The organism is Gilliamella sp. GillExp13 (assembly GCF_001690815.1).
In the GTDB taxonomy this organism is placed as follows: domain Bacteria; phylum Pseudomonadota; class Gammaproteobacteria; order Enterobacterales; family Orbaceae; genus Gilliamella; species Gilliamella bombi.
Genome location: NZ_LZHJ01000151.1, coordinates 26,606 through 50,108 on the forward strand (window position 1 = coordinate 26,606; position 23,503 = coordinate 50,108).

Genomic DNA, 23,503 nt, shown 5'->3' on the forward strand with positions numbered 1-23,503 from the left:
TTGTTCTTACTTCTCGGTAGTATCGGATTCTTTGGAATCGGCTTTATTATCTTCGGTCTTTTCAATATCGATATCCTCTAAATCAGGATCGGGTTCATAACCGCCAGCTTCTCGTATTTCGTTCGGTGTAAACACAGGAATACCCATAGATTGTTGCGCCTTGACGTTCACATCTGACATTTTGAGCATTAATTCGATTTTTTCGGCTTGGCTCGGTGCTAATAAGTCGGACCATTTAAGAGTAAGTGTACCGTTCACTAATGGCTGGATTACTTTCAGCTTAATAAGCTGATTGACAAGTTTTTTTATTAATACACTTAAAAAACCATTACGGCGTGACATTCCACGTTTTGCATAATCAGCTTTATCTTCATCTGATGCTAACCTCCCTGTTTGTTGGCCAAAAATGATTGTAAATGGCATTCTCACCGACGCAGCAAAACTATTCGCTGAAACTGTCCAACCCGAACTCGGGTCAGCCGGTGAAACCGATAATATGTTAGCTGTAGCACCCGATGTGATTAACGCGCTATCCGTTCCTGAATTTAACAATGCGATTTGTTTATTCAATGCATCAGCCGGTTGTTCAAATCCTCGTCTGCGCAACTCTCGCTCTAGCTCGTCCATATCGGTATCTGCATCATAATTAACATGGACTTGGCGACTGGCATTTTTCAGGAAACCTTCCGCGCTACCGCCAGAGTATTTCATCATGTCGATTAAATCGTTATAACCAACCTCTAGCTGTGATTCACCGTCATCTATTGAATTAATAACGGATGTTTCGTTTAGAATGATTATGCGGTCGGGATGTATCCTGCGCGATAAATTAGGTTTACCAGAGTTATTGCCGATAGATGTTTCATTGAATTGATACATCGTAACCTGCCCGTAGTTTTCGTCAGATTCGTCATTATTCCACTCGCACGCAGTGAGTTGCTCCTCCCATGCTGGGATAATTTTAACGATAGCATCAATTGGATTTAATCTATTCATTACATTAACATCAACTGGCTCATCCCATTTTTTACCATCGCGCAGTTGAATAATTAACCCAGCGTAACGTCCTACTATTCCGCGTTTGTCCGCCTCAATAATTGACGCCCACAATTTGTCATTAAATAAATCGGTTACGATTTTTTCCCACGCGGTTAGTTTTGTATCTTGCTCTCGAATATCGCCATCAATAAATTTTGGATAATCAATCCAACAAATATCGCTCAGTCTCTCTACAAAACCACGCGCAGCACTGTTCCTTTTGTAGAGTTTATAATAATCACTAAAAGTGAGGTTTTCGGGATAGCCAAATTCGCGATCGATGTATGCTCGTTTGCTGTTATTCATCAGTCCGTGTGACGCATACGCTAACCGTTGCCGTTGCACATCTCGGTTACTGTTAATCGCCATTTGCGCACTATTTAACAGTTGCTCATCCGTTAATTTTGTATAATTCATTATTACCTCATAAATAGCCCTGCTGAGCGTTTATGTTTAATATAACCATCTAGGCTATATCTGACCGCATCCCAACAATGATTGTTTTTATCCTCAATAATTGGTAGCACTTCACCAGTCATTTTGTCAGTTTTATAGCTATATAACCGAGCTTCGGTTGCGGTATGTTTACAGCGAGGATGGATAATAATTTTTTTAAACCCTCGCAGATATGCGATACCGTCCTCAACACTGCCCTGCCATTTTTTTGCTGCTGAGATATTAAAACCCTTGCGCTTGATGTGACTGATTGTTTCAGGTCTTGAGCAATCACCTTTAATCGGCCATTTTCTTGACTCTGGCACTGAATCATAAAAAGCTGGTATTTCGTCAAGCTCGATATTAACGCCGTACGCTTCATATTCGATGTACAGACAATCATTAAGAATAAATGAGCGGATTAATGTGTTTGGATCATTTGCAAAGCCGAAGTCAGCGCCAAATAGTAAACGGTCTGCTTGTTTGTGCAGGTTGTCATCAAATTCTTCAACAACATATCGACCACTTAAAACTTGTTTATCTGAATTTTCTAGATAAGCACCTTCCCAAATCCACGCATAGGACGCATAATCCAATCGGGCCAAGTCGTTTAATCTCTCTTGCTCTAACACATCAGGAAAAAATGGATTATCGTTATAATTCATCTCAACAATAATCGCATTCTCTGGCGGTTTTTGTCTGAATCTTACATCAGTCGGACTTCCCTCGGTTTCAGGGTTCCACGTTACCCATATTTCGGAATTAGTCTCACGAACTGTTGGGGTGAGCTTTCGCCATGCAATTTCCGAAACATTTTCCGCTTCATCAACCCAACATAGCAATATACGCGCCTTTGATTTGATGCTGTCTAAATTATGACGTAAGCCACAAAACACATAGCTAACTAATCCGTTCTTGGTTCTGATATAGTTTTGACCGATGTCGTAGTAATCAGCTAACCAATCAACCGAGCGAATAGCCTGCTTTACTTCTTCCATAGAAGAATCAGCTAACGAGTTCATAAACTCACGGGCGCACAGTATTACACCGCTTACACCGGCTTCTGCAAATTGATAGCCTTTAATCGCTGTCATTAATGCAAATGAACGAGTTTTAGCGCTACCTCGACCGCCGTACGCACCACGATATCTGACATTTTCGGCTACAAACACAGATATCAATTTTTTAGGTAACTGTATTTGTGCTGTTGTCATGACGTTTACTCTGCGGGTGTGACTAGCTCTATTCGTGTTGGTTTTGGTGACATCGAGCCGTCGGATGATTGGTGGTCTATTTCTTGTTTTTCGCTATAGCCGTGATTAGATAGCATTAGCTTAGTGATTGTTGGATTGAATGAGCTAGTTAGCCCACCATTTATTAGCTTATTCTCTTGTAACGTTTTAATTGCTTCTAGCGTGTCGGAAAACTCTTTGTTTTGTTTTGCATACTCATACATTGATGACTTGTGCTTACCAAGATAACAAGCTAATCCAGCAACACTAGGCACTACATCCCCAAATGTTTCGTAGTCCCCAAGCAAGTATTGTTTAGCCTTAACTAAGCATTCGGCTAGTTCACTTGGGCGACCTACTTTTTTCTTTTCGCCCTTTTTCATAATCTTTCCTTAAATTAGATTTTGTTTAAATTAAATGTGATCTGGCTCACATAAATGAGTTAAACCCGTAAATTTCTATTGATATCTTTATTATTACCCTAATCTATCTTAATAAGATTTTTCTAATTTTACTAAGAGGTTAATACAATGTCTGAAAATCAAATAAATAGAACAACTGCCATTCTTAATATAGTCTTAAAAGCATATTCTGACACAAAAGCGTTAGAGTATTTAGATAAAATAGCAAATATCGTTTGTCATGCAGTTTTATTAAAAAAAAATACAGGTACAATACAAAAGCATTTAACTTTAAAAGAAATATATAAAGAAACAGATAAAGAATTATTACCCATGTCATGGGTCACCAACCCAGATGGACTTCATAGTGAAACGACTCAACAATGGGTGGGAGATCCGTTGTATCTTTGTCCATCAGTGAAACTTAATGATTTAGCGTTCTTGCTTACTGATGTATCTAACCCTAGCATTGAGGATAGATATAGATATAGATATATATTATCCATTGACACGTATAACAAACTAAAAAAGTTAATAGAATGTTTTCGACAAAATAAAAGACCTTCCAAAAAAATTTGGGCATGGCTTATTGGAGATGAAGCTGAAACCGCTAGTGAATAGTATGGAATCAAACCAAACAATCACATTAATTTGATTAAATATGCAGTTATTTTTTATAACCGCCCGGGGGTTTTTATAGTTTATGCATTAAAAGTGAATAGTTATTTATACAGGTAGTTAATTGAAAAACTATTAATGAGGAGTATCTAAGTTGATAGTTTTAAGGGGATATGGCTTCTAAGTTTGCCGACCGCGAACCAACTCCCCTTGAGTAAAGAAATTAAACATGATACGGATAAAAATGTAACAAACTGCTTAATAACTTTATTTGATCATGTTACTCTAAGTGCACATTTATTATAAATTATTTATCTGAGTTAGTACAGCACTAATTACTAATTTCCCTTATCGCTCTTTTATCCGCATTACATTTTTCAATAACATTTAATAAATGTTCGTTATATTTCAAACTATCGCCGAACGTCATTTTTTTGGACGGTAAATTCGGCAGACAATCACTGAGCAAATTTGCCGGTATCGGTCGATTGACGTAAACTTTTCGCTCTTTTGTACAAGCTGTTAGAAACAGACACAGGCACAAACTGATTAGCGCAGTCATTATTTTTGAGTTGCTCATTGATTTGCTCCTGCCGTTCAATAGACTGATTTTCTAGCTCACGTTTGTTATTTTCGTTATCTGCTATAATTTGGTTGTTTCTAGTGATGTCCTGGTTCAACTGTTCGATTTTTCCGAACAGTTCAGCATTATCTTTTTTGAGCTGTTTCTTCTCTTGATAATTGTTGTAACCGAAATAGACAGCAAAGACAAAAACAGCAATGATTAATACTATGCTTAATGCCTTTTCTTTACTCATACTAGCCCGCTCTTATAAATCGTTTTACCTGCATTTTTTACGGCAGTTAACACTATTTGACGATTATTAGTTGGACTAAACCCTATGTGCACCCATTGATTATGCTCTTGAATTAATTTATCGAACTGTACATTAGCATCAATTAATCGTTGACAAATATCTTTAGGTGAACCAAATGACGATTTAAAATCCACTGCAAGCCCTTGCGTATGCGCGCTTGTTGCCACACCGCCGACACGAGCATTTAATGCAGGACAGCGGTAACCAGACGTGATAATAATCGGTTTACCCAACGCTTTTCTCACTAGTTCCAATTTAACAGCGGTTAGTTGCACATTAGACATTAAATTACCTGGTACACGATTATCTATTTTTAATCTGTTAGCTGTTGTTGAGCGTGTAAATTCTTCTAGTGTGAAATGTTCAGTTAGCTTGGTCATCGTTGTTATCAACCCTTTTTCTTAACATTGAATTTGATATTTGACGTAATTTATCAACCCCTAAAAAACCAATTGCGCCACCAATAAACGGATTCATACTAACTGGTAAGCCAAAATAATCTAGCCCACTGCTAGCAGCTAATGACAACGCACCGCACAATAACGCTTCTACCCATTTACGACGTCCGCCCACACCATCATACGTTAAACGACCGTAGGCTATGATGATGGATAAAACGACGCCATAAATTAATGGCGCATTCGATTGCAACCATTCCATGATTGATGATTTATACATGTTATTATTCTTCATATGAGTTAATGATGTGACAGCGTACTAGCTAAATGTTAGTTATGTGCGTGTCTAGCTTTGCTGTCGATTCTGTAGATGTTGACGACATTAATGTCGCTGACATGCATGAAATTTGGACATAAAAAAACCGCAGTTAAGCGGTATGTTTTTATTATTTACAATTAATTGTCAATTAATAATTTATTTAACTCTTTTGTTATTAATTTTTTATATAAAGGGATCATAACAGGAGAATCATTTACTGCCTGCAGAACATCCCTGATACAATTTATTGACAAATTACCCCTATAAAACTGATCAAAATTTTTAGCAAACTCACTATTAAAAAATGATATGTCATACGCATTATGAGCATCTATACAATTTAAATATGAATCCCAATTTAAAAATGGGTGACTTTTTTGATCTAATTCAACTTGGCATTTATTTAATGCTTCTTTCGAACGTATGAAATCAGGGATATCTGAATTTATCAATAAGACTAAAAGAGGTTCACAACAGCAAATAACATGATATTTGTTTTTAGGTGGTGTAGTGAAATGACAATGAGTGAAAACAACAGCTCCCACTTTAAATTGTTTTTTCCTAAACTCTTTAGGGAAATTGCCACCTAATAAAGCCATTCTTAACCAGCCAAATACTTTCTTAACGTGTCAGAATGAATTGAATGATTAATTATCTCATCAATTGAAATCTCATTATTTTGATCAGCAGTATAATATAAATCATCATGGCTAAAGCTTTCTAAATCATTAAAGCTCATCCCTTTGATTTTTTCTATTGCCTCATTCAAACACTCAATATCACTATCACTGAGATAGTCCATATCAGCCTCCCTTTTAGGGACTAGCTTATGCAGGCTTGATCCACTCGACAAATAAGTCAGATATTTTTTAACTTCAGGATAATTACAATTATCACCTCTGGCGCTTTTAATCATGTCATATATATTAGATAAAACGGGACCGTTTTTCATGGCAATAACGCGATCATCAATAACAAAACGACCATATTTTTCTAGATGATATCTGTTCGCAAAATAAATAATCTTACCTATATGATACATATATCCAACCTTAGAAGATACATATAGTAATACTTCTAACGCTTTAGAATAATTAAATCTATTAGTAATCATATAATTTCACCTCAGAATACGATTAATAACCAAGTTATTAATCTAGTAAAATTATATTCAACTTAAAGTAGCAATACAACAACTATTTATCTTTTGATAAATAAAACACAAAAATGCATATAAGACTTCATTAATTTTATTCAGTAATAAATCTATAAAAATTAAAATTATTTAGATAAATAGTGTTGACTTTTATTGTAAGTTAACTTACAATAATAAGCATCAAGTGAGGGACTTGATAAGGTAAACCCCCGACCTAAGACGAGGGCTTAAGGAGAAGAAAAAAGAAAATATTCATTTTAATTCTGCTACTTTTGATTAGCTCCCCAGCATTCTAAAGTAGTTCAAAGGAGAGGGAAACCTCTCCGATGACCTTAAATATAACAATTTAATTTTAAAAAATCAAGGCGGATAACATGGCATTAACAAGAGTTGAAATTCAAGCAAAAAGTGACCAAAAACGAGGTGTAAAGGTCAAAGGCTTTAAGCTACACGTTGACGATATCGCATTAATTGAACAAGCAAGTAAAAGCCTAGATATTCCACAAGCTAAGCTTATTGTTGATGCTGTGAAATTTTACCTTGATAACAAAAAAGCCTCTTAATTGAGGCTTTCTTTTAAATTCAGTAATGATCGATGTTCTTGCAATGTTAACTCGTTGAGATATCGTCTTGGGTTGCCGCACATCCAACAAGAGCAAGCTGTTGGTGTTGTCACATGCCTTTTTAGCGATTTTCTAGAATCACCAGAATAAAAATCGTGCTTTCTATTATCTAAACATCGCTTAACTTGATGTCGTCTATATGCTCGTGTTCTCATAAAATTACTCACATATGGATAGCAAAAAGCCCAACTATTTTAGTGGGCTTAAATTCTATGCGTTCAAAACCGCATCATATATATATTATCTATCCGTATATCCGTACAGTCAAGTATTTATTGAATATTACAAGCCTTTCTTGTTGCTGTGATTTGTAGATCCATACCTAACGCATGAATAATTTTAAGCATAGTGTCAAATCTAGGTTTTTTCGCTGATAACGTTTTATATAGACTTTCTCTTCCGATACCTGCTTCTTCTGCTATTTTTGTCATACCTATTGAACGAGCTACATCATTAAGTGCTGCAATAAATTCTTCTGATGAAATATCCTCATGCAAAAATTCTGAAAGATACATTGCTCTTTCTTCATCAGTATTAAGGAATTTTGCCGCATCAAATTGCGTCACTTTAACCATTTTTAATCTCCTTCCAAAGTTTTACCGCTTTGTTTATATCTTTCTTTTGTGTTGACTTATCACCACCACATAATAAGAGATAAGTAATATTTCCATCTTTTGCGTAATATACTCGATAGCCTGCACCAACAGTAATTCGCATTTCGTAAATTTCATCCCTTAAAAATTTATGATCACCAAAATTACCAAAAGCAGCTCTTCGAATTCTTGCTGTTATTACTGTTTTTCCTTTAGAATCTTTCAAGCGTTCTAACCAGTTTTCGAAAATTTCTGTTTGGTTAATTATATTCATACATACACCAATCTTGTATTTATTAAATATTGTATACTTTTGGATACAATAATCAATATTTATTTTATTAAAAAGGGCGTAAAGCCCTTTGTATTGTGTTATTTGATATCTGCAATTAATTTTTTATTAAAATCTTTTAGGTATATTTTATGCATCTTATCTATGTTTAACAAAAATTGGGCATGTTCATGTTTTACATTGAACATGATAATATCTTGATCGTTGTGGTTCCTGAAAATCTTTTTAATAATTTCGCTTTCAGTATCTCGCCTCAACGTTAAATACATCTGGGTTACTTTTAACATTTTTTCAATTTCTGCGCTTATTAAGTAAAGTCTATCTTTTCTTATATGTTGAATACTATCAGCACCAGTTGCGTCACGTACCATTTTCCAAACTCCTTGCGTGAATGCTTCAGTGTAGAAAAAGGCATTTGAAATATTATTAATGATATATTTTAAATCTTGCAATTGCTGTGATGTAATGTAATTTGACTTATCAACAACTGAGTATGCACCGGTTTTACGGATTTTTGGAAGTACATCATTAAATACCCAATCTTGAAATTGTTTAGCTTCTGGCTTATTACTTCTAAATATCACTCGGTATAAGTTTGGCTCATTAATAAATACAACGTATTGATTACCGCCATTTGTAGGGAGGTAGATTTTTTCTACCCCCTTATTATCAATCTGTTTTGCTAATAAATCTTTATGGTTTTTGATGTCTAAAACACTACAAACATCTTTTAAGCAAAAGAAAGGTTCGTTATTAATTAATTGAATGCGAACTTCATAAGAAGATTGAAATTGAAAAACTGAAATTTGATTAGTCATAATATTGACCTCGGATGATTGGTTATTTTATAAATCACCACCAACACGCCAATATTGGAGGTGAACTAAGCAAGGTTGGCGTACTGGTTAATCATCCGAATCCAGCGAGCGGTTAAGCTCCCTCACCTAGCCCACCATAGACTAGATATAGAAAAACTGCTTACGCAGTTTGTGCGGATGATATTTGCCTCAGGACGCCAATCCCGACGTTAGATTTTGCTAACGTTTTTTCAATATACATCTTAATTATGTTCATTGTCAACTATGCCACCTTTGGGAATAATTCAATAATATGACCACGAATGAAACATTCAGCAGCAAACAAAATTTTTGTTATATCATCCGTTCTTTTACCCAATATTCTCGCTTGCTTACTACATGAAATTTCACGGAGATAAAAGGATGTTAATACTGCCCAATGCTCAATATTATCTGCTTTTAATCTTAAAACAGCATTATCAATAATCTGTGCCTCTTCTTCTGTTAAATACTGACGATAATCAAAATCCATTGGTGCACCATTAATACCCGCCGATTTTGAGGGGTATTCTGTCCCCATGCGCTTTAAAATGCGTGTATTTTTCCACGCTATTAAAATATCCTTAGTTTCTCTCATTTATCCCTCCCAATGCACTGATAGTTAATTCTATCTTTCCACCCTTAAAAACTTCTTTTCTTTCGCTATGTAATACGTCTATTTGCTCATCATCTACAATGACACCGCTATGTATTAATGCGTCAAAAATGGCTTTATTGATGTTATCTAGGTCTCGTTTTCTTCTGTCTGGCATGTACGCCTTAATATCAATCATTACTCTTTCAGCTAACTTCTTATTAGCTTTATTTTGCAAAACTATACCAATAACATCATTCCTAAATTTAATGCCCTGTGGTTTTATATATCTCCGTTTTCCTACTGTCCCCCAATAATGATTGACAGTTGGAGGGTACGGTAATGTCAGGTTAATCATAATTTAATCTTCCCCTCTTTAATTAGCATGTCCTGAGTTCTAATTACACCCTCAGCGTGCGCTAATCTAACGAATTCATTCTCAAATATTCGTGTTCTGCGGTCGATTTCATCATGACAAGCTGAGCAAGCCCATGCGCCTTGCAAATCATTCGGCTTCATACCTACGCCACACGTTCCTGCCAGTCTGTAATGAGCTAGAACTGTAGTTTCTGGATTATGATTGCAGCACGGCAATCGAACCATACACTCTCGCCCTCTTGCTTCTTTAGTTAGTCTGCTCATTGTTAACTCTATTTAAATTATGCTGATTAATGTATTCTCTGCGTTGCTCTCTAACTATTGCTATTGCTCGCTCTAATTCTTGCTCTTTATCATCGTATCGTTTTAATTGTTCTTTGTGTTCGTTGTTCATCATGCTACCTTTGATAATTGGTCTTTGTACTGTTCAGCTAGTCGAATCGCTTCCTGTGCATCTGAGCTAAATATAACGCCATTTTCAGCCCCAAACTGTTCAGCACAAGTCACCACATCAGCAAATGCTTTTTTATTCATTCTTCGCGTTGATAACCCCATAAACACCAGTCCGCCTTGAATGCCTTTTACACATTTCTGCCCGTGTAAATTAGCCGTGATTAAATGCTTCCATTCCTCTGCTGTGAGCTTTTCTCCATTCCATTCAACTTGCTTAGCAATATCATTCAAAACAGCCCACATCATGCGATTTTGTGCTAACGTGCGATTGTCTTCGTCGATTACTATGCGCAACGGATGCTCGCTATCAACTGGCAATTGATTTATTACGTTAATCGCTGTGTTGCGTGCTTGTTCATGTGTTAATCGTATTTCTTTAATCACTTCTAAACCCTCACACACTCAAAATTACGGACCAACACTTCAACTTTAGTATTGCCGAATGAGTTCTCAACTGTAGCGAGTGTTTTAATTAAACTTTTTTCTGTGAGTCTTGAATCACGACGCAACACAACCGTTCCCCACGCTTGCCAACCTTTTTTAACTTCTGCTGTTATTTTGTAAGCCATTTCTGTATTAACTCCCTCAATTTAATTTTGTCTTCTTCTGAATATTTTTTTACTCGTTCTGCTAATTGCTGTTTAATTTGTACCGTATCCGCTCCCCTGCTCTTTATCGCTCTCACATAGTCGTACGCTATTTTGTCGAGCATGTGATAACGTCCTTGGTGGCAGTGGTTAACTCTCTGCAACACAAGCTCTACCTGTTTTTAACATCTGCTTAATGCTAGCAATATGCATCATGCTTTTACTTGATGCTCCCTGCTCAGTTTTGCATTCCAACATTGCAAACGTATTTTCTGGTTTTGGTAGATAATGATTAGCTCGCTCTTGCGTTAATAGCCCAGTAAAAACAGCATGGTTTATAGCATCAGCACGCTTTGCTTTATCGCTACCTTGGGAGACAAACACCTCGATAGCTCGTCCGTACATCATCGATTCGTCAACCATTCGCTCATATGCATCAATAAATGTTCGTCTTGCTCCAATTTTGTCGCCATTTCGGTAGACAATCTCAGCTTGTGACCATGCTTTTGCTATTTCATTAGTCCAAACAACCGTATTGGTTTCATCGCTAGCAAGTATTGCAATCGACCATGCTTCATCTGGTGATAAATGATTACTTGAACCGCCCATTAGCTTGATTAAATCCGCAGGCTTAGGCATAAATTGACTTTTAAGCACCCAAGCATGCGCAGCGGCTTTTAACGATTGAATCGGATATTGCCCAAGTGTTGACCAGTAAATATTGACCTTGACTGTGCTTGCTTGCTGTCCGTAAACCTCAAGTAATCCACCAATAACCGCTAAAAATTCATCTGTAATCTTTGCCATGGTTAAGCCCTCATACTCTCTAAAACTGCCCTGTTACGCTCGGCAAGGGTCATGAATTTTTCAGGTGGTTTATTTGATTTTTTATAACCGTTAGCATTGCGTAACCAGTTGTTAAAAGCCGCATTCCAATCAATATATTTTTTGCCATTCGCCAAGCAGTAATCCCTGAATTTAACAAACTCATTATCCAAATTGATGTTTTCATTCATCGCTATATCTCGATGATGATCGTTCGGTTTAAATTCATCAGGAAACTGACAAGGTCGCTTTGGCTGTTGCGATTTATTCGCAATAATATTTGCAGTATTCTCTGTAGTAGTCTTTGTAGTATTCTCTTGATATAACGAACTTGATTTTGTAGTCGTCTCGACATCTACATTGTAGAGATCGGGGTAACTACTTTTCATTTGTCGTGATGATTGAGTTATAGAGTTGGCGAAATCGCTTAAAACTTGATTAACTTTTTCATTATCAATCTTGTAAAAAGTCTTATGCTCTAACCTCTTTTCTGTAACAATTAACACGCCTTTTTCTTTTAGTTTTTTGATAGCCGTTCTTTGTTCGTTATGAGATAAACCAGTTTCATCTTCAAGCTCATCACGTGTTTTATACACACCTAAATCAGACGTAGCCTTGTCTTGCCAATAAAATAATTGTGAGAATAAAACAGCAGGACTCACACCACCCAGTGGCTTAGCTAGCTTAGGATAATAGGCATTCGGACGCCCTATTAGTTTTAATATTTCAACTGCGTTCATTGCTTACCCTCTTTCTTGGGAAAAGTTCTGGTAAATCAGGTCTAATATCGCAAGCTGCAACTTCCCCATTGGTTGCTTTTACTATTAAATGAACATGTTCAGGACTAACATCAGACAATCCGTGCAGCCACTTCCATACTGATGTCTGAGTTTTCCCACACGCATCAGCTAATTTTTTCTGGCTTCCCGTAATTAAAATAGCTTTCTCAATTGCTTTATTTTTCATACAAACCCTCTTTTAACAACTTATGTTGTGAATATTATCTTTTGTTTTTGCTTGTGTCAACAACTTAAGATGTTTTACTTTATACAACTTTGGTTGTATTTTATTTAAATGAAAAAGGAGCTTAAAAAATGACATTAGCAGATCGACTAACCTCAATAATGAAAGAAAAGAAGATTTCTCAAGCGAAATTGGGAGAGGCTATTGGTATGTCTCAAACCACAATATGGAAATTAATGACAGGCAAAACAAAATCAAATAGAAATCTATTGAAGATCGCTGATTATTTAGGTGTTTCGGTTGAATGGTTAGCTAAAGGAGAAGGTCCTCAGCTTAAACAGCAACGAGACGGAACGCCGATGGATGAATTATCAACAAGAGACGTAGATGAGTGGGATGATAAAACCCCATTAAATGATGATGAAGTTGAAGTTCCATATTTCAAATCAATTGAACTTGCAGCAGGACATGGTTGTTCAAGCACGGAAGATCACAATGGATATAAGCTCAGATTTAGCAAATCTTTTTTTAGAAGAAAAAACGCACAAAAAGAATTTGTCATTTGTTTTCCAGCTAAAGGAAACAGTATGGAGCCCGTTATTCCAGATGGAGCAACTGTTGCGGTGAACACACTACAAAAAGATATTCGTGATGGCGATGTTTATGCAATATGCCAAGACGGATTGTGTCGGCTAAAAAGATTGTATTTATTACCAGCAGGAAAAATAAGAATTGTTTCTTACAACTCTGAAGAATTTCCTGATGAAATTGATGATTCAAAAAATATAGAAATAATCGGGCGAGTATTTCATTGTTCATTTGAAATGTAATCAATGCTATTAAGAAAACACGGCTAACCGCTTTGAGGTTATTCTAGTGAATAAAACAGATAACCATGATTAGATATATATTAAATAAAAATTCAAGGAGAAAACAATGCGTTATATTTATGAAACAGTTCAAATTCCACCAAATATTAATGTCGGAAAAAAGGATAAAGGCAATGAAGCTGGAGCTTATTTGCGTGAAATAATAAATAACAAAGCCAACGATAATTGGGAATTTGTAAGCGTTGAAAGCGTTGGAGTAAGAACATCCCCAGGGTGTCTTGCTTCTCTTTTAGGAAAGAAAGAAGAATATTCTATTTATTATGTGATTATCTTTAGACGTGAAGTGGCTTAGTTTTAAATTAATATATCTATATAGAGCGATAGCCCCCAATCGCATTCGCTCTGCATGTAGATTCGAACCGTCTTGCTCAGAATATGCCTTATTAGCAATTGAAAAATATGGCGTATTCAAAGGGTGGAAAATGACATTAGGCAGATTAATGAGATGTAAACCACCAAATGGTGGCAAAGATTATCCGTAACAACCGCTTCGGCGGTTTTTGAATATAACAAAATAAATAATTGAAATAATGTAAGGAATAATATTTGATGACAGACAAAATAATAAAAGTAGGAAGAATTATTAGTGATTCGGAACCTATCGAAGACGGCATAAATAGTTCTTTCAGATGTATCGCTTGTTGTGATAATGAAGAATATCCTGTTGTAGCGAAGTATATAAAAGGAATTGAGATATTAAAAGAATTAATTTGTGCAATATTAGGCAGACTAATAAATTTGCCAATTCCTGAACCTATATTACTATTAGACCAATATGATGTTTTCTGTTTCGGTTCTCTTGATGTTGGGTATCCAAATCTTTATCATAGATTAAATATTCAAGACCCATATTATATTGAATTTCATTCAATAATTAAAAGCTGGAGCGCCCTTGAAAGCGCGTCTTTTTTTGATGAATTTATCATCAATCCAGACCGGCATTCTGGTAATTTATTATACAATGGAAAAGATATAGCTATGATTGATCATGGTTTATCAATGCAATTAGATAAATTCACACCAAACCATGATGAAGACTGGAATAATATATTATTTAATCATTTGCTATGTAAATTTACCGAGTTATCTTGTGAACATAAATTAGATAAAATTGCGCTATGTAACAAATTAACTATTTGGTGCGAAAAAATAAAAGAAATAAATAATAATAATCTAATAGATAAAGCTATTAATGAAATACCTGTTGCTCATAAATCGAAAAATGAGTTACTATATTTTTTAACTAGTCGTAGTGAATTCATTCAAAAAATCATAAACAATAGAATTAACCCAAACCAGATGGATTTTGTAAATGTTTGATAGTAATAAATTATTATCCACAATACCACAAGCGCCAACTTATAAAGCTATTTGGGCTCCAATTTACTTTGAGCCAATCATGGGCTCTGGAGAAAAACTTACTATCGCCGTGGTAGCTGTTAGTGAAGGTGGTGAATTTAAAATTAGACAATCTATTAGACAGTGCGTAGTTAAAGCTATGTATGGCAACAAATCAGATCAATTTAACTCTTTGATTGAATTAATTATTTCTAGTCTTACTTCACATCTAAGCAAAACAAAAATTCTAGAAAACTGGAACGTTCCTATGCAAGGTGTTGTTTTGGGTAAAATAAAAAGCACCTTATCCAGTGATATTATCGGAGTTCTTAGGCAAGCGGTGATGCTAACATCAAGTCTGTCATCCCTTGATTTTTATTCTAACGATGAAGATAATAACCAATATTCATCAGATAACACTTGGTCAAAATTATTAAAAGATATAACTATAAATAATCATCCAAGCTTCGATCGTTATTTTGATAGAGAATTTAAGGTTGTATCAGAAGCTAGAGCTGCTAAGATATTTTTCCTAAGTGATCGCTCGGCAATTAATACCGAAAGATTAAGACCCAATAACATAGGGACGGATTTAGATAAAAACAAAGCAAGATTATTAGATTTATTTGCTATCAAGGATCATGAAAATCTCTTTACACGAAGTACACATGAGCTTATTGTCTATAGACCAACTGAAGATGATATCACATTTAGCAAGCGACAGATGAAGCGATTAAATGATGCTTTATTAACACTAGAAGAAGTTGGAGATAAGCACTCAATCATAGTTACCCCTGTAAACACTCCACAACAAGCCTTAAAAAGGATTGAGAGAGCTGAATTCAATTTTGCAGCTTAAACCAACCCGCCCTGTGCGGGTTTTTTCACGCCTAAAATCCCCCACCACAACTTTAAAACACCAACTGATTGAAAAACAATCAAACGAATAACAATCAATCACACAAAAACAACAACTTAACAACTTAATTAAAAATAATAACAACTTTAGATGTTGATATTAATAACAACTTATGTTGTAATGATCACATCAAAACAAATCAACTTACCAAAGTTGAAGCTCTTTAAAAACTCGGAAACTCGGAACAACTTATAAAGTGTTATTCAAAGTAGACAGTGTGAAAGCGAAGCTCATCTTAGAACGAAATGCCTAGCTCCCTCTAAGCTGATAAAAGGATGACACGGAGTAAGGGAGCGCAACACCTACTGGGGTATGTACCAGTATTCAAATCAAAGCGCATTTAAACAAGTGCGCTTGAGTTTGAAATAAAAGGAGATTCTAACATGACTAAACAAGAAGAAATCAGAAAATTACAACAACAAGCTTCTTTTGATGTTTCAGATTTTATCTGGGACGAAGAGGATCGACTATATGCCAAAATCGACTTTGATGAGTTAACAGCATTATTACTTAGAATGATGAACGTTGATGAGATCGACGGAGAAGAACTTCATGAATGCGTGTGTAGATTAACACACAAACAAGCTTTTATAGAAGCAAAGAAAAAAATTGAAAATAACGAGCAAATGCTTATTGACCAAGCCTGTTAATTGCAGGCTTTAAGAATAAATAAGGATAAATTATGAACCGCAAGCGTGAAATTGAAGATTATGTAAGAAAAGAATTAACAAGCCAACCACCTAAGCCGTGCGATTTTAAAGTGGGCGACATTGTTATCTATAAGAATGACTTTGGCGTTAAATTTGAATGTAAAGTAATCGGTTTTTCAGTGTGTGATTTGTTCAAATACGGAAAATTTATTCATCTAGACAATGAAGCACATACTACAGCGTATTGGTGTCCGCATCATCCAGATAGCTTAAGTCACAAGTAAAAGATTTTGACAACTCGGAAAGACGAGTACATGCAAGTCCGTTTGCCCGTGAATTGAGTAACGGGCTTTTTTACAGAATTAACGGCTAGAATTCATGAGGATTAAACAATGACAAGTAAAAAGATTATTGAGCAATTACAGCAACAAGATTGGTTTGTTGAATGTAAAACTGAGCATGAATTAGCGTTAGTGTTAAATGCTTGTTTAGATGCGGATGTTGTTTGGTCAAACAGAGTAAGCGCAATAAGTCTTAAATGTAGCATTCCTGTGCCGAAGCTAATCGGGCGTTCATCTCGCCGCTGGAGTAACGGTTTGTGGTTTTCCAACACTTTAGCTGATGAAGATTTAAAGCACTATAGTGACATAACAGATTGGTTTTTCGAAGAATTGAGGAATGAATAATGGAAAAATTAACACCACAAAATGAACATCAAGAGCATATGGTACAGGTTTTATTAGCAAAAATGCAGGGTGTGCAAGTTGAATATAAAATTGATGGCAATTGGCGCAATTCAGACGATGATGCAGCCGTTAGATTGTATTTAAAATACCGCATTGCACCTCAATCAACACCTTTACCAATTTCTCGTGAAATGTGGACACTGATTGATAGGACATGGAACTATGCAGCAATGGATGCAAATGGCAGAGTGTTTTTTTTCGAACGTAAACCATACCTCGTAGCAACTGATAAATTGTGGAGCAGTAACACAGGAAAATATACAGGGTGCGCATTAGCTATTAATATTGAAGGCATTAACTGGAAATGGTCGCTAACAAAAAGACCCGAGGACGTCTAAATGAACACAATACCGATTGATTACGTCGGCTGTAATGTACATGAAACAGACCGATTTAATATTAATTACAAAATGACTAAGGGCGAGCAAATATACGCCCTTTTTTGTACCTACGTTTTGACGCTTGGTGGACTGTTTGGGCTGATTCGATGGATGTTAGAAGTGGCGACTAATTAAAAGGAATATGAAAATGGCAGAATCGTTTGAAAAGAAAATTTGGGAAACTCTATCACAAGTTAATGTTAATGACAAAGTAGAAAAAAAGAACGGATTAACATATCTGTCTTGGGCGTGGGCATGGGGTGTTTTAATGGAGTATTATCCTCAATCATCATACATAATTAACCCGCCCACAACTGAACTGGATGGCTCTATGATGGTTAGCGTAACACTAACAATAAAAGAGGATAGCAACGAAGCAACTCGATTTATGTGGCTGCCAGTTATGGACTTTAAAAACCACGCTATTAAGTCGCCAAATTCAGTAGATATCAACAAAGCGACAATGCGATGTTTAACCAAGGCTATATCAATGTTTGGATTGGGTTTTTATATTTACGCTGGTGAGGATTTGCCAGAAGAAGAAAAACAGGCGCAAAAAATTAATGAAGATGCGTTAAACAAAAAACGAGAATCATTAATCAAAGCGGTTGAACAATCTGCACAAAAAGGTATTGATGCAATGGGTGAGTTTTGGAAATCATTATCAATTGAAGACCAAAAACTTATCGGGTCTAGTGAAAAACGTCGCATCTATGATATGGCAAAAGAGGCTGATAATGGAACAGCGAACGGATGAATGGTTTAACGCACGGCTAGGCAAAGTAACTGCAAGTAGAATTAGTGATGTGATGGCTAAAACAAAAAGCGGTTATTCAACTAGCCGCCAAAATTACATGGCTCAGCTAATTTGCGAACGTCTAACAGAAAAACCAACCGAATCATACTCCAATGCCGCTATGCAACGCGGCACAGAGTTAGAGCCGATAGCAAGAGAAATGTACATACTAAACCAATTTGACGCAACCGTTAAAGAAGTTGGCTTTATCCCCCACCCCACAATCGAAAACGCTGGAGCAAGCCCCGACGGGTTAGTAAATGATGATGGATTAATTGAAATCAAATGCCCGAATACGTGGACGCATTTAGAATTTATGCAATCACTAAAGCCAAAGCGTGAGTACATCTTACAAATGCAATGGCAAATGATGTGCACAGGTCGAAAATGGTGCGATTTTGTCAGTTATGACGATAGGTTACCAGATAATTTGAGTTTTAGGTGCATACGAATTCATTACGACGAAGCATTAGCTCAAGAGATAGAAGCAGAAGTTATTAAATTTCTGCAAGAACTCGATGAGCGAATCAAACAAATAGAAGCCGCATAACCGTCCAAATGACTTTTTTTTAAAGGATAAAACAATGACTAGATTAACTAAATCTATCAAAGAACAAATTTGTAAAAATGCAATTGATCAATCGCTAGTAAATAAAGAGCTGAAAACAGCAAATGAAAATTTATCTAAATTAGCTCTTGATGTTTATAACGATAACGTGACTGCTGAACAGCTAAAAGAAGCGGATGAGATAAGAGCACGCGGCAAAGGGTTGCCATTTTATAGAGGTGGTGTTTTTTACACTTGCAACTACGTGACATGTTATTTTGCTGGGTTAAGCGCATGTCTAACATTACCGCCTGAGCGTGATTTTTACGAATTAAAAGAGTATCCAACATACACCGCCGATCATGAGTTTTCAAAATGCTTTTTATCATTACAGAATCAGATCGAAAACTCAGAAAAACCAAAAAATTACATAAAAATATAAACGAAATAGAGTCTAATAAATCTCTTTTTACAAAGAGCTATGAACAACTGGAGCAAGAAAATGGCAAATAGAGGGATAAACAAGGTAATTTTAGTAGGCAATTTAGGTCAAGATTCAGAGGTCCGTTACATGCAAAATGGTAACGTTGTTGCTAATTTAAGTGTCGCAACATCAGAGTCATGGAAAGATAAACAAACGAATGAAACCCGTGATCGCACTGAATGGCATCGTATTGTTGTATTTGGTAAATTAGCTGAAATTGCAGGCGAATACTGTAAAAAAGGTTCGCAAGTTTATCTTGAAGGACAGTTACAAACTCGAAAATGGCAAGATCAGTCAGGACAAGATCGTTACACTACAGAAGTTGTAATAAACCCTATTGGTGGTACTTTACATATTTTAGGGGGTCGTGATAGCGATAACACTAGCCAGCAACAAGCACAACAACATAAACCGCAAACATCAGCTCAGCAAAATGAGTTTATAGATGACGGGATTCCATTTTAATTTGACAATAATTTTATCGGGTTGTATAGTTGTTGATACTACAACATACGCGGACTTCCGCACCCGAAAGCTAGCGGTTTTTTTATGCCTATTTTTAGGTATTTGATCATATCTATGATCGGGTCGAGAGGACGTAATACAATACTCGAAAGAGGAATAAGTCCCGCCGTCGTATGCGGTAGTTGAAACCCGATCACCTACTAAGTGATCAAATAACTAAACATACGAAAAGGTATAAAATCATGTCAACTCAAAAAAACATAAGCATATCGCTAGATACAGTCAATAATCTTCAAGCATTAACAGCCAAGGCACTAGCTGTAATACAACTCTTATCTACTGATGGACAAAGCATTGAAGGCTTTGAAAGTCGTCACGTTTTTATTATGGATGCTATCTGGCTTGTAAATGACTTGGTGGACTCTATCAAAAATGAATTGAGAGGCATTTAATTATGAATACACTAATTAATTCACAAAACAAAGAATTAACAATGTCTAGCCGTGAGATAGCGGAGTTAACAAATAAAGAACATAAAAACGTTTTACGAGTAATTAGAGACTTAATATCTGCTCAAGTTTTAGACGCTCAAATTGAGCCACTAAAATTTGAATATAGAAATCAATGGTTTGATTACTATGAGTTAAATAAACGTGACTCACTTGTTATCGTTGCTAGATTATCGCCAGAGTTTATGGCTTTTGTTGTTGATCGATGGCAAGAATTAGAGCAACAAGTCTCAAATAATCAATTAAAGCTACCAAGCAGTAAAGAGCTTGCACTAATGGTTATTCAAGCCGAGGAAGAAAAAGAAAAACTACAACTTGAAGTTGATTACCTAAAACCTAAAGCAGCATTTCATGATATGGCTGTAGATATTCACGGTGCTGTATCTGTTGGGCAAGCAGCAAAAACGTTAGGGACTGGGCGCAATAGATTATTACAATTGATGCGACAAAGAAAATGGATAAATCGCCGCAATGAACCGTACCAAGATAAGATAGAACAGGGATTATTGGATGTAAAACTTTCAAATTGGGAGCACCCAGAAAAAGGCATCCAAGATGTCATAACAACTCTTGTAACAGGTAAGGGAATTACAAAATTAACTAAAATGTTAAGCACTAAACTTGTAGCCTAACTGATATACGTAAACAAAGGGCTTAATGCCCTTTTTAATCCACAAAATCTGTTAATAACTCACTGAACAACCACCCTATTCTATTAATTTATTACAAATATCTGCGCTGATTATTTTGCGTAGATATTTTATGGGAATAATTATGCAAATTGATGAATCCGTATTTAACCACGGTAAAATCGAATTTCAACATATCGACTATGGTTATGTTTTCTTGTTTGATAACGAGCTTTATATGAAGATTGAATTAGACCCGATTATTCTGTCGTTTGTTTTCAAATGCTCATCTAAAGGTGTACACGAAATAACTAACGGATGCGCAATCAATCTTATTAGCGGTCAAGGAGAAGTGTTTGCTGATAACTGTATGGTCGAACCAGTAAAAGCTGTAATTAAAAGGAAATAATCATGACTACACACGAATTAAAAATAAAATCTGAATATTTCATGGACGTTGCTCGATGTCAGAAAAAAGCTGAAATACGCTACAACGATCGCAATTACAAGGTCGGGGATATTCTGAATTTGTATGAAATTGACAAGAGCGGTAATCGTACAGGTCGTAAATGTAGCGTTATCATCTCTCACATTTTAGATGATGCAGAGTATTTGAGAGATGGTTATGTAATGTTGAGCATTGACGTAATATACTGATTTATATAGAAAGATAAGGAGAATAATTATGACTAAAAAAGCTACAGTAACTGTTTCATGTGATTTATTAAATGAATTGCTATGTGCTCAAAATGAAATTATTGTTAATTATAAAATAAATAAAGGTGAACATATTTATTGTGGTCGCTGGAACGAAGAAATTAATGATTTAATTGAAACGTACAATCAAGTCGCAGAAATACTTAATATTGAAAAAATGAAGTTGATTCCAAATAATTGAATAAACACAGCAAATTACTAAGTTTTATTTGTTGATGAGAGATGAGAAAAGATTATAGGGGGTAAATAATGGTAAATAATTTAACAATTGAAGACCCAAGATATAGCAAATCACAGGTTTGCGGCTACATGGGCGGATTAGATCAAACCACGTTAGACAAATGGGTGGCGAAAGGAGAATTTCCAAGGCCCGATTTATATTTAGGTAGACATCCGCGTTGGAGGCTGTCTACCATCAACGCTTATCTTGCCCAAAAAGAACAAGAATATCAATCATGCGGTTAGGCTATCTATATAGTCCGCATACCACTGCATCATCTCACGACGCCCCTCCAAATATTGTGCGTGATTGTAAATACCACGCACATTCCCTTCTTCGTGATTTAATTGTTTTTCTATCCAGTCACGATTAAAACCATGCTCATTTAATACACTTGAAAACTGATGCCTAAAGCCGTGCCCAGTTGCACGGTTAGCAAATCCCAATCGTTTTATTAAACCTAAGATAGCGCCGTTAGACATGTGTTTTGAACTACTATTTCTACCAGAAAAAACATATTCTCCCCGCCCTGTAATTGGTTGTAAAAATTTCAGAATATTAATAGCTTGATTAGATAGCGGAACTACGTGAACCCTTGATTTTTTCATTGATTCTTTTGGTAGTATTATGTATTTTTTCTCAAGATCAACATACTCCCATTTGCAACTCAATAATTCCATGGTCCTGACAGCAGTTAATATTAATAATTCTGTAGCATAACGAACTAAAATATTACCCGAATACGATTGTAACGCTTTCATAAATTCACGCATATCATCTTCCATTAAAAACGCATAGTTTTCTGGTGTATGTGTGACCATAGCTTTAGCTAATTCACGCGCGGGGTTGTTTTCAGCTCTTTCGGTAATAATTGCATATTGAAAAACCTCAGTACATCGTTGACGCATCTTTTTTGCAATTTCCAATGCGCCTCTATTTTCTATTTGTTTTAAACAGTTTAACATTTCTAGAGGCTTGATTTGCGCAATATCCATATCGCCAACGAACGGGAATATATCTCTTTCAAAATACCGAATAATCATTTCTCTGGTATTGATAGACCAATTCCGTTTTTTTGTATCAAACCATTCAAGGGTTATTTTTTTAAAAGTATTTCCTTGCGCGATATTAGCAAGTAAAGTTTTTCTTTTTCGCTCAACAGCAGGATCTTTGCCGTAAGCAAGCATCTGCCGAGCTAATTCTTTTTCGTTGCGTGCATCAGATAAACTAATATACGGATACTTACCGATCGTTAGCGTTTTTCTTTTGCCGTTGAACTGATAATCATAGCGCCAAGATTTAGTTCCTGTAGGTGTGATGTATAGATATAGGCTTTCAAAGTCTGGCAACTTGTACGGTTTTTCTTTTGGTTTTGCTGATTCAATGGCTTTTACAGTTAGCATAATTACGGTATTTTTGGTCACGGTATTAAAATATACCGTAAATATACCGTTTAAATGTTTGCGTTGTCAATCGTTTAGAATCGTGTTTAGTCGTATCGAAATACCTTAAAACACTGTTAAAATAAGGCTTAAATCGTAGAATGTCGTTTTTAATCTTGTTTGCGATTTCGACCCCAGCAGGAATCGAACC

General features: G+C 35.7%; 45 protein-coding genes. 22 read left to right on the forward strand and 23 right to left on the reverse strand.

From position 1 onward, the window contains the following. Window positions 1-6: 6 nt before the first annotated feature. From A9G37_RS10695 to A9G37_RS10705, 3 genes are read right to left on the reverse strand one after another with little or no spacing between them, the layout of a single operon-like run. A complete protein-coding gene (locus A9G37_RS10695) occupies window positions 7-1,455 on the reverse strand; it encodes an anti-CBASS protein Acb1 family protein (RefSeq protein WP_065575489.1) in 1,449 nt (482 codons plus the stop codon). A gap of 2 nt (window positions 1,456-1,457) precedes the next feature. Then, a complete protein-coding gene (locus A9G37_RS10700; RefSeq protein ID WP_065575490.1) occupies window positions 1,458-2,687 on the reverse strand; it encodes a PBSX family phage terminase large subunit in 1,230 nt (409 codons plus the stop codon). 5 nt (window positions 2,688-2,692) lie between these two features. After that, window positions 2,693-3,088 (reverse strand): DNA-packaging protein, encoded by a 396-nt coding sequence (locus A9G37_RS10705; protein ID WP_065575491.1) that lies wholly within the window; start codon window positions 3,086-3,088, stop codon window positions 2,693-2,695. A gap of 147 nt (window positions 3,089-3,235) precedes the next feature. Here A9G37_RS10705 and A9G37_RS10710 point away from each other — a divergent pair, with 147 nt between their 5' ends. Next, complete coding sequence (locus A9G37_RS10710) at window positions 3,236-3,727, forward strand: hypothetical protein (protein WP_065575492.1); 492 nt, start codon at window positions 3,236-3,238, stop codon at window positions 3,725-3,727. 328 nt (window positions 3,728-4,055) lie between these two features. Here the strand turns inward: A9G37_RS10710 and lysC are convergent, their stop codons facing one another. The 6 genes from lysC to A9G37_RS10735 form a co-directional block, all read right to left on the reverse strand. Continuing rightward, window positions 4,056-4,286 (reverse strand): Rz1-like lysis system protein LysC, encoded by a 231-nt coding sequence (lysC, locus tag A9G37_RS13695; protein WP_141671187.1) that lies wholly within the window; start codon window positions 4,284-4,286, stop codon window positions 4,056-4,058. Then, on the reverse strand, window positions 4,183-4,542 hold the full coding sequence (locus A9G37_RS10715; RefSeq protein WP_065560682.1) for a DUF2570 domain-containing protein: 360 nt from the start codon (window positions 4,540-4,542) through the stop codon (window positions 4,183-4,185). Before A9G37_RS10715 ends, lysC begins: the two co-directional genes overlap by 104 nt. Then, window positions 4,539-4,982: a D-Ala-D-Ala carboxypeptidase family metallohydrolase gene (locus A9G37_RS10720; protein WP_065575493.1), complete on the reverse strand. Its 444-nt coding sequence runs from the start codon at window positions 4,980-4,982 to the stop codon at window positions 4,539-4,541. The genes A9G37_RS10715 and A9G37_RS10720 overlap by 4 nt, the downstream gene beginning before the upstream one ends. Then, complete coding sequence (locus tag A9G37_RS10725) at window positions 4,966-5,280, reverse strand: phage holin, lambda family (RefSeq protein WP_174796895.1); 315 nt, start codon at window positions 5,278-5,280, stop codon at window positions 4,966-4,968. Before A9G37_RS10725 ends, A9G37_RS10720 begins: the two co-directional genes overlap by 17 nt. Before the next feature lie 176 nt (window positions 5,281-5,456). After that, window positions 5,457-5,918 carry a hypothetical protein gene (locus tag A9G37_RS10730; RefSeq protein WP_065575495.1) on the reverse strand — a complete coding sequence of 154 codons (462 nt, stop codon included), beginning with the start codon at window positions 5,916-5,918 and terminating at the stop codon, window positions 5,457-5,459. Window positions 5,919-5,920: 2 nt separating this feature from the next. Beyond that, a complete protein-coding gene (locus A9G37_RS10735) occupies window positions 5,921-6,433 on the reverse strand; it encodes a Panacea domain-containing protein (protein WP_065575496.1) in 513 nt (170 codons plus the stop codon). Between the two features lie 416 nt (window positions 6,434-6,849). Between A9G37_RS10735 and A9G37_RS10740 the strand changes: the two genes are divergently transcribed. Next, on the forward strand, window positions 6,850-7,038 hold the full coding sequence (locus A9G37_RS10740) for a ribbon-helix-helix protein, CopG family (RefSeq protein WP_065560677.1): 189 nt from the start codon (window positions 6,850-6,852) through the stop codon (window positions 7,036-7,038). Here A9G37_RS10740 and A9G37_RS12360 read toward each other — a convergent pair. From A9G37_RS12360 to A9G37_RS10795, 13 genes are all read right to left on the reverse strand, one after another. After that, window positions 7,035-7,253: a hypothetical protein gene (locus A9G37_RS12360; protein ID WP_034945258.1), complete on the reverse strand. Its 219-nt coding sequence runs from the start codon at window positions 7,251-7,253 to the stop codon at window positions 7,035-7,037. The genes A9G37_RS10740 and A9G37_RS12360 overlap by 4 nt on opposite strands. A gap of 117 nt (window positions 7,254-7,370) precedes the next feature. Then, entirely contained in the window at window positions 7,371-7,673 is a 303-nt protein-coding gene (locus A9G37_RS10745; RefSeq protein ID WP_034945255.1) for an addiction module antidote protein, read from the reverse strand. Next, on the reverse strand, window positions 7,666-7,965 hold the full coding sequence (locus A9G37_RS10750; protein WP_034945252.1) for a type II toxin-antitoxin system RelE/ParE family toxin: 300 nt from the start codon (window positions 7,963-7,965) through the stop codon (window positions 7,666-7,668). Before A9G37_RS10750 ends, A9G37_RS10745 begins: the two co-directional genes overlap by 8 nt. Before the next feature lie 98 nt (window positions 7,966-8,063). Then, the gene (locus A9G37_RS10755; RefSeq protein ID WP_065560676.1) at window positions 8,064-8,801 is read right to left on the reverse strand and encodes a BRO-N domain-containing protein; all 738 of its coding nucleotides are present in this window, start codon (window positions 8,799-8,801) and stop codon (window positions 8,064-8,066) included. Window positions 8,802-9,063: 262 nt separating this feature from the next. Further along, entirely contained in the window at window positions 9,064-9,417 is a 354-nt protein-coding gene (locus tag A9G37_RS10760; RefSeq protein ID WP_065560675.1) for an antiterminator Q family protein, read from the reverse strand. Beyond that, window positions 9,404-9,772, reverse strand: a complete 369-nt coding sequence (locus A9G37_RS10765; RefSeq protein ID WP_081297738.1) for a RusA family crossover junction endodeoxyribonuclease — start codon at window positions 9,770-9,772, stop codon at window positions 9,404-9,406. The genes A9G37_RS10760 and A9G37_RS10765 overlap by 14 nt, the downstream gene beginning before the upstream one ends. Next, window positions 9,769-10,056, reverse strand: a complete 288-nt coding sequence (locus A9G37_RS10770) for a DUF1364 domain-containing protein (RefSeq protein ID WP_065560673.1) — start codon at window positions 10,054-10,056, stop codon at window positions 9,769-9,771. The genes A9G37_RS10765 and A9G37_RS10770 overlap by 4 nt, the downstream gene beginning before the upstream one ends. Next, complete coding sequence (locus tag A9G37_RS12925; RefSeq protein ID WP_176700354.1) at window positions 10,040-10,186, reverse strand: hypothetical protein; 147 nt, start codon at window positions 10,184-10,186, stop codon at window positions 10,040-10,042. The genes A9G37_RS10770 and A9G37_RS12925 overlap by 17 nt, the downstream gene beginning before the upstream one ends. Continuing rightward, the gene (locus A9G37_RS10775) at window positions 10,186-10,629 is read right to left on the reverse strand and encodes a recombination protein NinB (protein ID WP_065560672.1); all 444 of its coding nucleotides are present in this window, start codon (window positions 10,627-10,629) and stop codon (window positions 10,186-10,188) included. Before A9G37_RS10775 ends, A9G37_RS12925 begins: the two co-directional genes overlap by 1 nt. Window positions 10,630-10,631: 2 nt before the next feature. After that, window positions 10,632-10,814 (reverse strand): hypothetical protein, encoded by a 183-nt coding sequence (locus A9G37_RS10780; RefSeq protein WP_065560671.1) that lies wholly within the window; start codon window positions 10,812-10,814, stop codon window positions 10,632-10,634. A gap of 168 nt (window positions 10,815-10,982) precedes the next feature. After that, the gene (locus A9G37_RS10785; RefSeq protein ID WP_065575497.1) at window positions 10,983-11,639 is read right to left on the reverse strand and encodes a hypothetical protein; all 657 of its coding nucleotides are present in this window, start codon (window positions 11,637-11,639) and stop codon (window positions 10,983-10,985) included. 2 nt (window positions 11,640-11,641) lie between these two features. Beyond that, window positions 11,642-12,397 (reverse strand): hypothetical protein, encoded by a 756-nt coding sequence (locus tag A9G37_RS10790; protein WP_065575498.1) that lies wholly within the window; start codon window positions 12,395-12,397, stop codon window positions 11,642-11,644. Continuing rightward, window positions 12,384-12,623 (reverse strand): helix-turn-helix domain-containing protein, encoded by a 240-nt coding sequence (locus tag A9G37_RS10795; RefSeq protein ID WP_034910089.1) that lies wholly within the window; start codon window positions 12,621-12,623, stop codon window positions 12,384-12,386. The genes A9G37_RS10790 and A9G37_RS10795 overlap by 14 nt, the downstream gene beginning before the upstream one ends. 128 nt (window positions 12,624-12,751) lie before the next feature. Here A9G37_RS10795 and A9G37_RS10800 point away from each other — a divergent pair, with 128 nt between their 5' ends. From A9G37_RS10800 to A9G37_RS10885, 20 genes are all read left to right on the forward strand, one after another. Next, window positions 12,752-13,450 carry an XRE family transcriptional regulator gene (locus A9G37_RS10800; RefSeq protein ID WP_141671188.1) on the forward strand — a complete coding sequence of 233 codons (699 nt, stop codon included), beginning with the start codon at window positions 12,752-12,754 and terminating at the stop codon, window positions 13,448-13,450. Window positions 13,451-13,556: 106 nt separating this feature from the next. Further along, complete coding sequence (locus A9G37_RS10805) at window positions 13,557-13,802, forward strand: hypothetical protein (RefSeq protein ID WP_034910092.1); 246 nt, start codon at window positions 13,557-13,559, stop codon at window positions 13,800-13,802. Then, window positions 13,789-13,992 carry a membrane protein insertion efficiency factor YidD gene (gene yidD / locus A9G37_RS13300; RefSeq protein ID WP_080702292.1) on the forward strand — a complete coding sequence of 68 codons (204 nt, stop codon included), beginning with the start codon at window positions 13,789-13,791 and terminating at the stop codon, window positions 13,990-13,992. The genes A9G37_RS10805 and yidD overlap by 14 nt, the downstream gene beginning before the upstream one ends. A gap of 67 nt (window positions 13,993-14,059) precedes the next feature. Next, window positions 14,060-14,830: a HipA family kinase gene (locus tag A9G37_RS10810; RefSeq protein WP_034910094.1), complete on the forward strand. Its 771-nt coding sequence runs from the start codon at window positions 14,060-14,062 to the stop codon at window positions 14,828-14,830. Further along, window positions 14,823-15,707, forward strand: a complete 885-nt coding sequence (locus A9G37_RS10815; RefSeq protein WP_034910097.1) for a hypothetical protein — start codon at window positions 14,823-14,825, stop codon at window positions 15,705-15,707. The genes A9G37_RS10810 and A9G37_RS10815 overlap by 8 nt, the downstream gene beginning before the upstream one ends. A 443-nt stretch (window positions 15,708-16,150) precedes the next feature. Further along, the gene (locus A9G37_RS10820) at window positions 16,151-16,417 is read left to right on the forward strand and encodes a hypothetical protein (RefSeq protein WP_065575499.1); all 267 of its coding nucleotides are present in this window, start codon (window positions 16,151-16,153) and stop codon (window positions 16,415-16,417) included. A gap of 32 nt (window positions 16,418-16,449) precedes the next feature. Further along, on the forward strand, window positions 16,450-16,701 hold the full coding sequence (locus A9G37_RS10825) for a hypothetical protein (protein ID WP_065575500.1): 252 nt from the start codon (window positions 16,450-16,452) through the stop codon (window positions 16,699-16,701). A gap of 108 nt (window positions 16,702-16,809) precedes the next feature. Continuing rightward, complete coding sequence (locus A9G37_RS10830) at window positions 16,810-17,103, forward strand: hypothetical protein (protein WP_065575501.1); 294 nt, start codon at window positions 16,810-16,812, stop codon at window positions 17,101-17,103. Next, a complete protein-coding gene (locus tag A9G37_RS10835; RefSeq protein ID WP_065575502.1) occupies window positions 17,103-17,501 on the forward strand; it encodes a hypothetical protein in 399 nt (132 codons plus the stop codon). Before A9G37_RS10830 ends, A9G37_RS10835 begins: the two co-directional genes overlap by 1 nt. Beyond that, a complete protein-coding gene (locus A9G37_RS12930) occupies window positions 17,502-17,678 on the forward strand; it encodes a hypothetical protein (protein ID WP_176701907.1) in 177 nt (58 codons plus the stop codon). 13 nt (window positions 17,679-17,691) lie between these two features. Then, window positions 17,692-18,300 (forward strand): Sak single strand annealing protein, encoded by a 609-nt coding sequence (locus A9G37_RS10840; protein WP_065575503.1) that lies wholly within the window; start codon window positions 17,692-17,694, stop codon window positions 18,298-18,300. Beyond that, window positions 18,281-18,889, forward strand: a complete 609-nt coding sequence (locus A9G37_RS10845) for a lambda exonuclease family protein (protein WP_065575504.1) — start codon at window positions 18,281-18,283, stop codon at window positions 18,887-18,889. The genes A9G37_RS10840 and A9G37_RS10845 overlap by 20 nt, the downstream gene beginning before the upstream one ends. A gap of 34 nt (window positions 18,890-18,923) precedes the next feature. Continuing rightward, the gene (locus A9G37_RS10850) at window positions 18,924-19,328 is read left to right on the forward strand and encodes an Nmad5 family putative nucleotide modification protein (RefSeq protein ID WP_065575505.1); all 405 of its coding nucleotides are present in this window, start codon (window positions 18,924-18,926) and stop codon (window positions 19,326-19,328) included. A 60-nt stretch (window positions 19,329-19,388) separates the two neighbouring features. Further along, window positions 19,389-19,835 carry a single-stranded DNA-binding protein gene (ssb, locus tag A9G37_RS10855; protein WP_081297740.1) on the forward strand — a complete coding sequence of 149 codons (447 nt, stop codon included), beginning with the start codon at window positions 19,389-19,391 and terminating at the stop codon, window positions 19,833-19,835. 242 nt (window positions 19,836-20,077) lie between these two features. After that, window positions 20,078-20,287 carry a hypothetical protein gene (locus A9G37_RS10860; RefSeq protein ID WP_065575506.1) on the forward strand — a complete coding sequence of 70 codons (210 nt, stop codon included), beginning with the start codon at window positions 20,078-20,080 and terminating at the stop codon, window positions 20,285-20,287. A gap of 2 nt (window positions 20,288-20,289) precedes the next feature. After that, complete coding sequence (locus A9G37_RS10865; protein ID WP_065575507.1) at window positions 20,290-20,976, forward strand: phage antirepressor KilAC domain-containing protein; 687 nt, start codon at window positions 20,290-20,292, stop codon at window positions 20,974-20,976. A gap of 130 nt (window positions 20,977-21,106) precedes the next feature. Next, window positions 21,107-21,382, forward strand: coding sequence for a hypothetical protein (locus A9G37_RS10870; RefSeq protein WP_065609673.1), 276 nt, complete (start codon window positions 21,107-21,109; stop codon window positions 21,380-21,382). A gap of 2 nt (window positions 21,383-21,384) precedes the next feature. After that, window positions 21,385-21,630 carry a DUF3850 domain-containing protein gene (locus A9G37_RS13700; RefSeq protein ID WP_065575509.1) on the forward strand — a complete coding sequence of 82 codons (246 nt, stop codon included), beginning with the start codon at window positions 21,385-21,387 and terminating at the stop codon, window positions 21,628-21,630. A 28-nt stretch (window positions 21,631-21,658) separates the two neighbouring features. After that, complete coding sequence (locus A9G37_RS10880; RefSeq protein ID WP_065560896.1) at window positions 21,659-21,871, forward strand: hypothetical protein; 213 nt, start codon at window positions 21,659-21,661, stop codon at window positions 21,869-21,871. A 128-nt stretch (window positions 21,872-21,999) separates the two neighbouring features. Beyond that, window positions 22,000-22,155, forward strand: a complete 156-nt coding sequence (locus A9G37_RS10885; RefSeq protein WP_176701908.1) for a helix-turn-helix transcriptional regulator — start codon at window positions 22,000-22,002, stop codon at window positions 22,153-22,155. On the opposite strand, the gene A9G37_RS10890 is transcribed toward A9G37_RS10885, so the two are convergent. Continuing rightward, window positions 22,144-23,334: a tyrosine-type recombinase/integrase gene (locus A9G37_RS10890; RefSeq protein WP_218059267.1), complete on the reverse strand. Its 1,191-nt coding sequence runs from the start codon at window positions 23,332-23,334 to the stop codon at window positions 22,144-22,146. The two genes, A9G37_RS10885 and A9G37_RS10890, sit on opposite strands and share 12 nt — an antisense overlap. Between the last annotated feature and the right edge of the window lie 169 nt (window positions 23,335-23,503).